Genomic DNA, 11,992 nt, shown 5'->3' with positions numbered 1-11,992 from the left:
ACTCTGGCCCGGGGTCCGCCGCGGTGTCAACCCCGTTGGGTTCCAGGCGCGTTCAGCTGCCCAGCTCGTGTCCGGTCGTCGCGTCCACATGCCCGGGGATCGCGTCGTGCCGGTCGCCCACCGACGGCGTACCGGACGGCTCGAAGAACAGGACCGATGCCCCGTCGGCGGCGGACGGCTTGTGCCAGGTCCCGCGCGGTACGACGAAGACCGCCCCCCTGGCGAGGGTGACGGTCCGCTCCCCGTCCGTCCCGCGCAGCCGGATGGCCAGCTCGCCGTCGAGCACCAGGAAGAACTCGTCGGTGTCCTCGTGGACGTGCCACACGTGCTCGCCGCGGACCTTGGAGATCCGTACGTCGTAGTCGTTGACGCGGGTCACGATCCGCGGGCTCCACAGCGCCTCGAACGTCTTCAGCGCGTCGCTCAGCAGGATCGGCTCCGGTGTGGTCCTACTCGTGTCCTTGTTCATGATCCCCATCCTCGGCCTTGGCCCCGGACCCGGTGAGTGCTAGGAATCGCACATGGCGCAAGAATCCTCGCACCGGGTCGCAATGATCGTCTCCGCCGGCTCCAACCCCTTCGAGATGGGGGTGGCCACCGAACTCTTCGGACTGCGCCGTCCCGAGCTGCCCGTGCCCTGGTACGCGTTCGGACTCTGCGCCGAGACCCCCACCGTGCGCATGCACCACGGGTTCTTCCAGCTCTCCGGGGTCGCCGGGCTCGACGCCGTCGACCGGGCCGACACCGTCATCGTGCCGAACCGCCCCGACCCGGAGAGCGAACCCGATCCGGCCGTCCTCGACGCGATCAGGCGCGCGGACGCCCGGGGAGCGAGGCTGGTCAGCTTCTGTACGGGAACCTTCACGCTGGCCGCGGCCGGTGTGCTGGACGGACGACGGGCCACCACCCACTGGCGCTGGGCCGATGCCTTCGCCGCCCGCCATCCGCGGGTCCGGCTCGATCCCGACGTGCTGTTCGTGGAGGACGGCCGGGTGATCACCGCCGCCGGCAGCGCCGCCGCCCTGGACACCGGGCTCCACATCATCCGCCGTGACCACGGCGCGGAGACCGCCGCCGCGGTGAGCCGCCGCCTCGTCTTCGCGGCCCATCGCGACGGGGGTCAGCGCCAGTTCGTCGAGCACCCCCTGCCCGACGCCGCCGGCACCTCGCTCGGCCCGCTGCTCGCCTGGGCCGAGGAACGCCTCGGCACGGATCTCACCGTGACCGGCCTCGCCGCCCGAGCCGCTGTCAGCCCGGCCACCCTGCACCGCCGCTTCCGGGCCCAGCTCGGCACGACCCCGCTCGGCTGGCTGACCGAACGCCGGATCACCCTCGCCTGCCGGCTGATGGAACGCGGTGAGGAGCGTCTCGACGTGGTCGCCCGCGCCAGCGGGCTGGGTACGGCGACGAATCTGCGGACCCAGCTACGCCGCCGCACGGGCCTGACCCCCAGCCAGTACCGTCGCCGCTTCACCCCGCCCGGCCGCCCGAGCCGCCGGGACCGCGGGTGACAATGGAGGCATGTCACGACGCACCACACGACCGAGGCGGTCCGCCACCACCGGAGCGCGGCCTTCCGCGGCCACCGCGGACTCGCCGTGCCCATGCGGCCTGCCCGCCTCCTACGCGGACTGCTGCGGTCGGCTGCACGCCGGGACCCTTGCCGCGCCGACCTGCGAGGCGCTGATGCGTTCCCGGTACGCCGCGTTCGCCGTCCGGAACGAGGCGTACCTGCTCCGCACCTGGCACCCCGGCACCCGGCCGCCCGCCGTCGACTTCGATCCCGGGATGCGATGGGTGCGCCTGGAGATCCTGGAGACGACGGAGGGCAGCGCGTTCCACACCACGGGCACGGTCACCTTCCGCGCGCACTTCACGGACGACGGGCGGTCCGACTCGCTCCACGAGAAGAGCCGCTTCGTCCGGCACGAGGGCGCCTGGGTGTACGCGACCGCGGTCTTCGCGGACTGACCGGGCCGCGCCGTGGAGCGCGGTCAGCCGGCGGCCCCCACTCGCGGCTTCTCGGGCGAGAGCTCCTGCGCCAGGTCCTCCGCCAGCAACCGCTTGGCGATCACGTCCACCGCCGCCCGCAGCTGCCGGTCGTCCGGGCGGGCTCCGTTCTCGTCCAGCCGCTCGTTGAGCCAACGCGCCCACGCGTCATTGACCGCCGCGGCCTCCCGCCTCCCGGCGTCCGTGTGCGTGAACAGACGGCCGTCGCCGGTGAGGTACCCCTCCTCGATCATCCGGTCGAAGACCGGCACCAGCACCTCCGGCGGGATCCGGTGCCGGGCCGCGATCAGGCCCAGTCCCGCATGGCCCACCATGCGGGTGAACAGCTCGACCTGCATCACCGCCCAGGCTCCCGCCATGTCCAGCCGGGTGTCCGAGTCCGCGATGATCCGCCGGGCCGTGTCCGGCCCCGCTCCGTGCAGGATCTTGGCCACGGTGAATTCCAGGACCTTGGCCGAGTCGCCGGCGCCGGGCTGGGCGAATCCCTCGCCCATGTCCGTCGAACCGACCCGTGCCGTGTCCCGCAGCTTCACCTGCTTCAGGAAGAGCGCCACGACGAACCCCAGGATCGCGACCGGCACCGTCCACAGGAACACGGTGTGCAGGGTGTCGGCGTACGCCCGCGCCAGCGGCGCGGACTGCGCGGCGGGCAGACCGTGCAGCCCCTCCGGGCTCAGCGCGGCCTTCGCCAGCACCGCGGGGTCGCCGCCCGCCCGCGCCGCGGCGGCGATGCCGTCGGACAGATTCGGCTTCAGCGCATTGGCGTAGATCGTGCCGAAGACCGCGGTGCCGAAGGAGCTGCCGAGGGTACGGAAGAACGTCACGCCCGACGTCGCCGTACCCAGATCCGCGTAGTCGACCGTGTTCTGCACGGCGATCGTCAGCACCTGCATGGCCAGGCCGATGCCGGCACCGAGCACCAGCATGTAGAGGGACTCCAGCCACACGCTGGTGTCCGGACCCATCCGGGAGAGCAGGAACAGCCCGACCGCCATGATCAGCGAGCCCGCGATGGGGAACATCCGGTACCGGCCCGTCTTGGACACCACATTGCCGCTGAAGACCGAGGCGACCAGCAGCCCGACGACCATGGGCAGCGTGCGGACCCCCGACAGGGTCGCCGAGTCCCCGTCCACGTACTGGAGGTACGTCGGCAGGAAGATCATCGCGCCGAGCATCGCGAAGCCCACGACGAAGCTCAGGATCGAGCAGACGGTGAACACCGGATTCCGGAACAGCCGCATCGGCAGCATGGGTTCCTCGGCCCGGAACTCCACCAGGCAGAAGAGGGCCAGTGCCACGACACCGCCGGCGAAGAGACCGATGACGACGGGCGATCCCCATGCGTACTCATTGCCGCCCCAGCTCGTCGCCAGGATCAGTGCGCTCGCGCCGACCGTGACCATCGCGATGCCCAGGTAGTCGATCACCGGCCGTCCGGCGGCCTTCACCGAGGGGATTGTCCGGGCCGCGGCGATGACCACCGCGATCGCGATCGGCACATTCACATAGAACGCCCAGCGCCAGCTCAGATGGTCGGTGAAGAGCCCGCCGAGCAACGGCCCGATCACCGTCGATACCCCGAAGACCGCACCGATCGCACCTTGGTACTTGCCGCGCTCGCGCAACGGGATCACATCGGCGATCAACGCCATCGAGGTGACCATCAGCCCGCCCGCGCCGATGCCCTGCAGTCCGCGCCAGACGATCAGCAGCGTCATATTGGTCGCGAAGCCGCACAGGAACGAGCCGGTGATGAAGATGATCGCCGACAGCTGGAAGATGATCTTGCGGCCGAACAGGTCGCCGAACTTGCCGACCAGGACCGTCGCCACCGTCTCGGCGAGCAGATACGCGGTGACCACCCACGACATGTGGGCGGCGCCGCCGAGGTCCGAGACGATCGTCGGCAGTGCCGTGCCGACGATCGTCTGGTCCAGGGCCGCCAGCAGAATCCCCAGCACGATCGTTGCGAAGACGATGTTGCGGCGGCGCGGATCGAGTACGGGCGGCGCGGCGGCACTCTGCGCGGCGGGGGCGGTCTCGCTGGCAGTGGTCACGCCTGCACCCTCACACCGGCCCGCCGCTCCCGCATGTGGGGGACGGCCAGACGTGTCGTCAGGCCAGCAGATCCCGCACGGAAGCCTTCATGCGGGTGACGAACGCTTCCCGGACCGGCTGCGCCACCCGGTCCAGCGACAGATACGGATTGAGGTCCTCCAACTCCACGAGCAGCAGCTCGCCCGCCACGGTCCGGCAGGCGTCGACCCGCTGGATGCCGTGGTCGAGAGCGTTCCACTCCACGAACGTGTGGGCGAACTCCAGATCGGCCGCATCCGGCGTGTACGGCTGAAGCACCCACCGCTCGTCCGGGTGCGGTGCGTACAGCGCGTACTGGAAGTCCCGGTCGATGAAGTAGAACGACACCTCGTAGCGGAAGTCGATCCGCGGCTGGACGAGCACGCTGCCGTCCTCGCCCTCGGGCAGTCCGGCCTCCGGTATGAACCGCAGACCGACCGAGTCCGCGCCCCGCTTCGGTTTGACCACGTACTCCGGGGCCCCGGGAAGCAGTCCCAGGTCCGCGGCCCGGTCCACCGTGGGGATCACCGGATATCCGTCCCGGCTCAGATCGACCAGGTACTGCTTGCCCGCCATGTCGCCCCGGCCGTGCAGCGGGTTGTAGACCCGTGCGCCCCGCTCCCGCGCCCGCGCGCGGAACGCGTCGTACGCCTCCTGGTGGTGCAGTACCGGACCGCTGTTGCGTACGACGACTGCGTCGAAGCCGTCCAGCAGCGCAGCGGCGTCCCGGGGGTGACAGAGCGCGACATCGAACTCCTCGCGCAGCCGCGACGTCAGATGGATGTCCTCGTCGCAGTAGCGGCGGCCGCGCGCCTCGTAGGCGAGGTCGGTGACATAGAGGACGGACGGGCGCGGGGCGGTGGGCATGGCGTTCCCCCAAGGGACGTGTCGGTGGGCAGCTGATCAATGACCTCGACGGCGTTGCCCGTTCACGACCCTGGAGCGTCAAGACGTCCGCCCCGTACGGGTCGACCGCATCGCAATCGTTGCCACTGCCCGACATTCTCTCGTCCGCGCTCGCGGCCGGTCCCTACGGGGCGTACCGGATGCGGGTGGCCGGCGGCGCCGGCACGCGGACGGGCGCGCCCGCCGTCCTCGCCGGAGTGATCAGCGGATGTGGGGCCCGGAGATCGCCCGCGCGACGACCAGCCGCTGGATCCCGCCCGTGCGATGCCCTGGCGCCCGCGCGCCGACGGCCGGGCGGGCCGGCCTCGAAGGCCGCCGTCGCCGCCTGCCCCTTGGCGTTCGTATCCTCCCGGGCACGGGCCGGCCGGGCGTCCGGCTTCGCCTTCCCGCCGAAGAGGCAGTGCCCGGGAACGCGTACGCCGTCCACGAAGACGTCCGCCGTGTGCGAGGCGCGCAGCCCGGGCTTCTTGATGGTGCGGCTCGCGGAGAGCCCCCGCGTGCCGGGCGGCACGATCCCGTCCGCAGGACGCGCGTGGGGCGCGAGGAGGTGCGGGCGGGTCACCAGCAGGCGCCGGGGCGCACCGGCAGCCTGGGGTGGTGCGCGGCGAGGAGTTTGTTGGCACGTGCCAGCTCGGAGAGTGCCTGCTCGCGGTCGGCCTGGTCCTCGACGCAGAGCCGCGGGCCGCGGAAACTGCGCACCTCGCGCGCGGCGCACTCGGCGTCGAACTCCGCCTGCAGGATGTGCGGCGGGATGCAGGACCCGATCAGCGCGGCGACCCGGTCCGGGATCGGTACGGGGACAAGGAGGTGGGAGGCGGTCATGGGGGGTCCCTCTCGGATGGTTGGCCAGGAGGTGGTGCCGTGGTGCGGCCGCCGGGTGGGCGGCCGACTCCTCCATGTGTACGGGACGCAGTTCCGGGTTTCTCGTTGAGGACGTCTCCGTGTGGCAACCGTTCTGAGAGTGACCGGCTATTTTGCCTTACCCGCAAGTAAGTTGACTCGCGGTGGGGGCCGTGATCCGGTCGGAAGCCGTCTCATGGGGCCGATTCGTCGCTCCGGGCCCGTAACCGGAGCGCGCGCAGCACGGCCTCGGTGGAGAACCGGCTCTCGGGGTCGGTCAATTGCTTACCGAAGATGGACTCCAGATTGCGCATCCGGTAGCGAACCGTCTGCGGATGGACATCCAGCAGCTCGCCCATGTGGGCCGCGGTACCACGGGTGTCCAGCCAGATCCGCAGGGTCTCGACCAGCCGCTCCCTGCGGGTGGCGCTGATTTTGGAGATCGGTGCGAGTTCACGCTGGGCGAGCTGGTCGACCAGTACCGGGTCGGAGAGCAGCCACAGGGTGATGAGATGGTCCTCGCAGAGGATCACGGGCGCGTCGTCGATGACGCCCGTGTCGACGAGTTCGAGGACGCGCCGGGCCCAGCGGATCGAGTCCGAGGCCAGGGCGGTGGGAACGGTCAGGCCGATCGCGGCGTGGGTGCCGAGGAGGGCCTCGTCGAGCATGTGTCTTCGCGCGTCGTCGAATGCACCGGGGATCAATAAGTGGGGTTGCGGGTCGCTGAGATCGGCCAGGACGTCCCGGTCCGCCACCGCCCGGTCCAGGCCGACGGGGGAGCGGGCGGCGACCAGGGTGACCTGTTCGGGCAGCGCCCATCCGGTCTGCTCGCACAGTTCGGCGATGGCGGTACGGGGTGCGGGGCGCCCGGCGAGGATCAGATGCAGCAGGCGTCGGCGCATGGCCTCGATCTGCTCGCCGGTGTGCGACTGGGCCTCCAGGAAGCCTTCCCGGGACAGGGATTCGAGCTCGTCGACGTAGGCGAAGAGCGCGTCGGCGAAGCTGAGCATGAGCGTCGGCGAGAAGTTGTGGCTCCGGCCGACCTTCTTGGCCCGGCGCAGGGCCACCCGGGCGCCGAGACGGTAGGCGCCCTGCAGCGTCTCCATGGTGCGGCCCTCGTAGGCCTCGAACCGCCCGAACCGGCGGCACATGTCGTCGCGCAGCGAAGTCGACGTCAACGGTTCGGCGACCAGGTCCACGAAGGAGGAGAGGCTCTGCTCGACGCCGACGCGGATGGCCTGCCCGTTGGGGCCGCTGAGCAGGCGGGCGTATTCCGGATAGGCCCGGGTGACCTCGACGCCGATCTCCTTGATGAGGCTCGGCAGTTCGGGCCGCATGATCGCGGCGAATTCCTGGGGGAGCGGTCCCAGCGGATCCCCTGTGTCCAACGGCTGAATGAGTTCAGGCATGACTGTCCCCTTGCTCTCCGGCGCCCGGTGGGGGGTCAGGCGGTGGGGGAAAGCGCTCCCACGAACCGACAGGTGCGTATCAAGTCCGCGATGAAGATAGACCAAGTGAGCGGTTGTGCCCACCACTTGGACAAGATCGAAGTGCAGGGGACACACACCTCGGCCGCGTTGTGGGGCTTCCGTGCAGGTGGGGCGGGAGTGCTCACTTCAGGACAATGTTTTTCGGACATCTGCTCCCCCGGCGACAAGGAAGTGGCCCCGGCCCGTGCGGACGCCGGGTTGTGAGGGCCTGTTCCTGAGGGGGCGGGTCTTTCGGGGCGGTGCCCGTGCTGCCGCGCGCCGGTGCGGCGGCCCTGTTTTCCTCCGTCGCCCCGCGTGCCGGATCCGAGAAGGAGGAATGCGTTTCGGGTCATGGTGAAGAAGTCATTTTTCATCGGGTGACGGAATCTCCGCGATTCGCGGACAAGCCGATGGATCCGTTTCGCGAAAAATGGAAAATCCGTCGGCCGCCCGCGGTGCGGAGTATTCCGGTCCGGTCCGCCGGGGCCGGCCGCGCGGCCCTCCGCGCCGAGGCTCCACGCGGTTCGGCGGTGACGCGACGGGGTGCGCCCGGACCGCATTCGGCCGCTGGGCGGACGATCTTACCGGCGAGTACGCGGGCGGCGGCGGTGCGCTCCGTCGGCGACGACTGCGCCCGAGGTGAGTGTCCGGCGGCCCGCCGGGCACGTGACCCCGGCACAACTGCTCACTTTCGTATAGAAAACCGTGGCGATCTGCTGAGTTCTCGCTAAGCCGGAATGCTGCCGCCGAGAGGGCGAGGGAATTTCTGCGCCGGGTATTGCAGCGTCGGGCTACTGGCTCGTAACGTTCGATCCGCACGGAGTTCGATCACGCAGTCGAGTCCATGGACTTCTGCGATCCACGATGTGAGCCGCCCTCGTACCGGGCCCATTACCGGGTGCGGCACGAGGTAATCGGGTACGTCCAACTCCACTCCCCTCGGAGGCTTTTCCGTGAGAAGCATCATCAAGCGTTCCCTGTTCGCCACCGCCGTCGCCACTGCCGCGTTCGGCCTGGCCGCCACCTCGGCCTCGGCCACCGCGCAGGCCCAGTGGACCCTCACCAATCCGAACGCGAACAACTCGTTCTCGGCGGTCCTGAAGACCGGGGCGACGGCCGACCTGCTCGACGTGACCACCAACCAGTCCGTGACCTGCTACTCGGCCACCGCGAGCGGTACCGCCACCAACGGTGTGCACCCGGACGGGAACAACCTCGTGCAGATCGCCTCGGCCAAGTGGGGCGACGCCGTCAGCGACCCCTGCGACGGCCCGCTCGGATCCGCGTTCAGTGCCGTGGCGAACGGCCCGATCAGCCTCAACGCCACCAGCTACAGCGGCGGCGTCACCTCGGGCAACCTGTCGAACGTGAGCGTGACGATCACCGGCGACACCCTGTTCGGTGTCTGCAAGGCCACGATCTCCGGTTCCGCCAGCAACGCCAAGTACAGCAACGCCACGGGCGAGCTGACGATCACCAACGGCACGGGCCTCAGCATCTCGAACGTGAGCAACTGCGCCTCGCTGATGAACAACGGCGACAGCGCTCAGTTCTCGGCGGTCTACAAGCTGGCCCAGCCCCTCACCGTCACCTCCCCGTGAGCCGGTAGTCGGTGCGACGGCCGCGAGCTGCGTGCCGGAGACGTCTCCGGCACGCAGCTCCCGTCCGGAGCCGGCCGACGACACGCCGTCCCACCAGATGACCAGTCAGCTCCGATACGACGGCAGGTTGCCGAGATGAGATCAAGGACGAGTCGCCCGCCGCGAGTGGTGCAGGCCGGCGCCGTCGGCGCCATGGCACTTCTGGCCGGACTCATGCCGGGTACGGGTGTGGCGAGCGACACCCGTGTGGCCGAGAAGGACATCGGGTACACCTGTGCCTTTCCCTCCGGGAAGGAACAGGTCGATGTCACCGTCTCCGCCGAACTGCCGTCGACCTCCGGCGTCGGAGTCGAGGTCCAGCCGGAGAACGTGCATCTCGAACTGACCGTGCCGCGGGCGGTACTGGGGGAACCACCGTCGGACGGCACCCCTCAGCTCTCGGGTTCCGCCCGGCTGGCGACCACCGTGACGCAGCACGGCGTGCCGACCACCGTGATGTGGCAGGGTCTGGACATCGCGCAATCGCCCGCCGCCCCGGACAAGGACGTGGTGATCAGGGCCGCGGGTGAGGTTCCGACCGTGACGCCGCGCTCGAGCGGTGACCTGGTGTTCGCGGCGGACCGGCTGGAAATGGACCTGACTCTGCGATCGGCCGGCGAAACCGCGGCCGAGCCCGTGGCCCTGTCCGTCTCCTGCACGGTGGATCCGGACCAGGAGCCGGAATTCGCCGACGTCCGCGTGCCCGCTCCGGAGGGGGGCGTTCCGGCCACCCCGTCGACTCCCCGACTGCCGTGGGAACGGGAGGTGTCGGCGGACCCGGAGGGTGCGGAGCCGGAGACCGGGGCCGATGCCGAGGGGCCCCGTGTACCGATACCGCCGGACTGCACCCTCGTCTACGGGCCGGTGGAGAATCCGCCGAGGGCGGCGCACGGCTACATGGCCGGCTACTCCAACGTGAAGAAGCAGAACGCCGCGATGGCCTTCAGGGAGCCGGGCCACCTCAGGCTGCAGCTGAACTCGGCGACTGCCGCGTACACCTGCGCCAAGGGCAGTCTGACCTGGCTCAAGTCGGCGGCGACGCTGGACTACAACGGGAAGGCGCAGATGCCGCCGGCCCGGTCCACTTTTCTGACCTTCGGCTTCATGCCGACGACGGCCACGGTGGAACTCGAACTCGTGGGCCCCACCACCATCGACACCCTTTCCGAAGGTCCGGACCCCGTCACCAGGCGCCGTCCCGAAACGACGACGGCGATCTCGAACATGAGCGTGCGCCTCTACGACGTGAAGGTGAACGGCACGCCGCTGGACGTCGGCCCCAACTGCCGTACGGCCCGGCCCATGAAGCTGGTGCTGACCGGGAAGGGGTCCACCGGCAGGAACCCGGCGGCGGAGGGTTACACGGTCATGACCGGGGGACCGCTCATCGGGTCCGCGGACATTCCGGAATTCACGGGATGCGGTGCGACGGAGGACCTCGACAACGTATTCACCGCGGCGGTCTCCGGAAAGGGCAACTACACCAAGATGATGCAGGGAGCCCTGTGTGTGGACGGGGTCCCGGCGAACTGCCCGGAGCCGCCCAGGCCCCGTCCGGAACGCTGATTCCACCTGGAACTCCCGGAACCCCGGGGCCTGTCCGACGCTGATCCGCCGGACGGGCCCCCGCCTGCCCCACCCCTCTCCAGAAAGGCTGGACCATCAATGAGTGCTGCCCCGAGACGTGTCAGGCCCGCTCTTTTCGGCGCCCTGGTGGCGGTGGCCGTCGGTATTCCCCTGAGTACGTCACCGGCGAGAGCCGCCTCCGCCCAGGAAATGGGCGGCAACTGGGCACCGTTCACCCGGTGTCCGGTCGACGACCCCGCCATGCTGGCCGCGGACGGCCAGGCGGAGATCGCGATATGCGTGGCCTCGCACTCCGAGAGCGGGTCCATCAAGCTCGGCAACACCCTGGCGACGACCGGCGCGAACGACCTCCAGTTCGGTGTCGTCCGCAACGCGGCGACGGGCGCGTCCAGGATCGTGGCGCCCGCGGGAGGAGCGATCGTCGGAGCTCCGACCGAGATTCCCGGCGGTCTGCTCGGCATCATGTGCCCCAACGGGATCCCGGTGATCTCGGACATCTGCCGGCAGCTGACGGACAACAGCCTCAACCGGGTCGTCGCCACCGTGCAGTCGGCGGGCACCCCCAGCAACTTCGACCTGACCGCCGGGATGACCGGCGGCAAGCCGATCGTCGACATTCCGGTCCGGATCCACCTGGAGAATCCGTTCCTCGGATCGAAGTGCTACGTCGGAACCACCTCCAACCCGGTGGTGCTGCGGCCGCAGAACCTCACGACGCCGGCCCTGGCCAGCCAGCGTTTCGACGCCAACGGCACGCCGAACACCAGGGGGGTGCTGAACCGGGTCGCCCTGACCGGGAACGCCCAGGGGGACAGCTCCTTCGCCGTGCCCGGGGTGAGCGGCTGCGGCCCCCTGACCCTCGGCGAGCTCAACTGGGCGGTCAACCTGAAGACGGCGCTGCCGTCGGCGTCCGGGAACAACAACCTGGTGCTCAACGACACCGCCACGTACACGGCGGGCCTGACCTCGCCGGGCGCGGCGGTGCCCGACGCCGGCCGGCTGCTCTCGGAGAACTGGCACGCCGGAGTGGTGCGGTAGGTGATCCTCCGGTCCGGTCCCTTTCCGTAGGGCACGGGGAATTCCGCTGCCGCCCGCCCCGCTCGGAGCTCTTTTCCGAGTGGGGCGGGCGCATGTTCGTCGCGCTTCGGAAGACTCACTTATCGACAAGTGCGCGAAGTCCATTACTCACTCGCGTACAAAAAGCAAGTGGCCGTCGAGCACCTTGCAAAAAGTTGAGGAACCAGTATTGCGAAGGCTGGTTACCGAGCCGTAGCGTCCCAGTTGAGCAGCGCGGAAACCTATCCGTGGCTGCTCGTTCGGTGCACCTGGGGCCGTCGCGGCGCCGGCCTCCGTCGGCCGCGGGACCCAGACTGCACACCGGAGACCTTGCGCAGATTTCGACAAAGCCCGTGCATGACTTTGTCACTCGGTGACAAGTGATCCACGCCGAGCACATGGTTC

10 protein-coding genes and 1 pseudogene are annotated in these 11,992 nt (G+C 69.7%); 5 read left to right on the top strand and 6 right to left on the bottom strand.

Annotated elements, in window-relative coordinates; genetic code table 11:
* Positions 1-52: 52 nt before the first annotated feature.
* The gene (locus tag ACFVT1_RS22095) at positions 53-469 is read right to left on the bottom strand and encodes a cupin domain-containing protein (protein WP_389798004.1); all 417 of its coding nucleotides are present in this window, start codon (positions 467-469) and stop codon (positions 53-55) included.
* Between the two features lie 52 nt (positions 470-521).
* Here ACFVT1_RS22095 and ACFVT1_RS22090 point away from each other — a divergent pair, with 52 nt between their 5' ends.
* Entirely contained in the window at positions 522-1,511 is a 990-nt protein-coding gene (locus ACFVT1_RS22090) for a GlxA family transcriptional regulator (RefSeq protein WP_389798001.1), read from the top strand.
* A 10-nt stretch (positions 1,512-1,521) separates the two neighbouring features.
* Positions 1,522-1,971 (top strand): YchJ family protein, encoded by a 450-nt coding sequence (locus tag ACFVT1_RS22085; RefSeq protein WP_389797998.1) that lies wholly within the window; start codon positions 1,522-1,524, stop codon positions 1,969-1,971.
* 23 nt (positions 1,972-1,994) lie between these two features.
* On the opposite strand, the gene ACFVT1_RS22080 is transcribed toward ACFVT1_RS22085, so the two are convergent.
* The 5 genes and pseudogenes from ACFVT1_RS22080 to ACFVT1_RS22060 all read right to left on the bottom strand — a co-directional run bounded on the left by ACFVT1_RS22080 (position 1,995) and on the right by ACFVT1_RS22060 (position 7,244).
* On the bottom strand, positions 1,995-4,070 hold the full coding sequence (locus tag ACFVT1_RS22080; RefSeq protein ID WP_389797995.1) for an MDR family MFS transporter: 2,076 nt from the start codon (positions 4,068-4,070) through the stop codon (positions 1,995-1,997).
* A gap of 58 nt (positions 4,071-4,128) precedes the next feature.
* The gene (locus tag ACFVT1_RS22075; RefSeq protein WP_389797992.1) at positions 4,129-4,956 is read right to left on the bottom strand and encodes a hypothetical protein; all 828 of its coding nucleotides are present in this window, start codon (positions 4,954-4,956) and stop codon (positions 4,129-4,131) included.
* Positions 4,957-5,262: 306 nt separating this feature from the next.
* A pseudogene (locus ACFVT1_RS22070) lies at positions 5,263-5,509 on the bottom strand (acyl-CoA dehydrogenase); the annotation flags it as partial.
* 44 nt (positions 5,510-5,553) lie between these two features.
* A complete protein-coding gene (locus tag ACFVT1_RS22065; protein ID WP_362196347.1) occupies positions 5,554-5,817 on the bottom strand; it encodes a hypothetical protein in 264 nt (87 codons plus the stop codon).
* 212 nt (positions 5,818-6,029) lie between these two features.
* Positions 6,030-7,244 carry a helix-turn-helix domain-containing protein gene (locus ACFVT1_RS22060; protein WP_389797990.1) on the bottom strand — a complete coding sequence of 405 codons (1,215 nt, stop codon included), beginning with the start codon at positions 7,242-7,244 and terminating at the stop codon, positions 6,030-6,032.
* A 1,013-nt stretch (positions 7,245-8,257) separates the two neighbouring features.
* Between ACFVT1_RS22060 and ACFVT1_RS22055 the strand changes: the two genes are divergently transcribed.
* The 3 genes from ACFVT1_RS22055 (at position 8,258) to ACFVT1_RS22045 (ending at position 11,569) form a co-directional block, all read left to right on the top strand.
* Positions 8,258-8,905, top strand: coding sequence for a hypothetical protein (locus tag ACFVT1_RS22055; protein ID WP_389797987.1), 648 nt, complete (start codon positions 8,258-8,260; stop codon positions 8,903-8,905).
* Positions 8,906-9,097: 192 nt separating this feature from the next.
* Complete coding sequence (locus tag ACFVT1_RS22050; protein ID WP_389797985.1) at positions 9,098-10,510, top strand: DUF6801 domain-containing protein; 1,413 nt, start codon at positions 9,098-9,100, stop codon at positions 10,508-10,510.
* Positions 10,511-10,609: 99 nt separating this feature from the next.
* On the top strand, positions 10,610-11,569 hold the full coding sequence (locus ACFVT1_RS22045) for a hypothetical protein (protein ID WP_389797983.1): 960 nt from the start codon (positions 10,610-10,612) through the stop codon (positions 11,567-11,569).
* Positions 11,570-11,992 lie beyond the last annotated feature (423 nt).

This window comes from Streptomyces sp. NPDC057963 (assembly GCF_042887155.1).
In the GTDB taxonomy this organism is placed as follows: domain Bacteria; phylum Actinomycetota; class Actinomycetes; order Streptomycetales; family Streptomycetaceae; genus Streptomyces.
The sequence above is the reverse complement of the archived record's forward strand: the minus strand, read 5'-3'. Positions and strand labels throughout refer to the sequence as shown.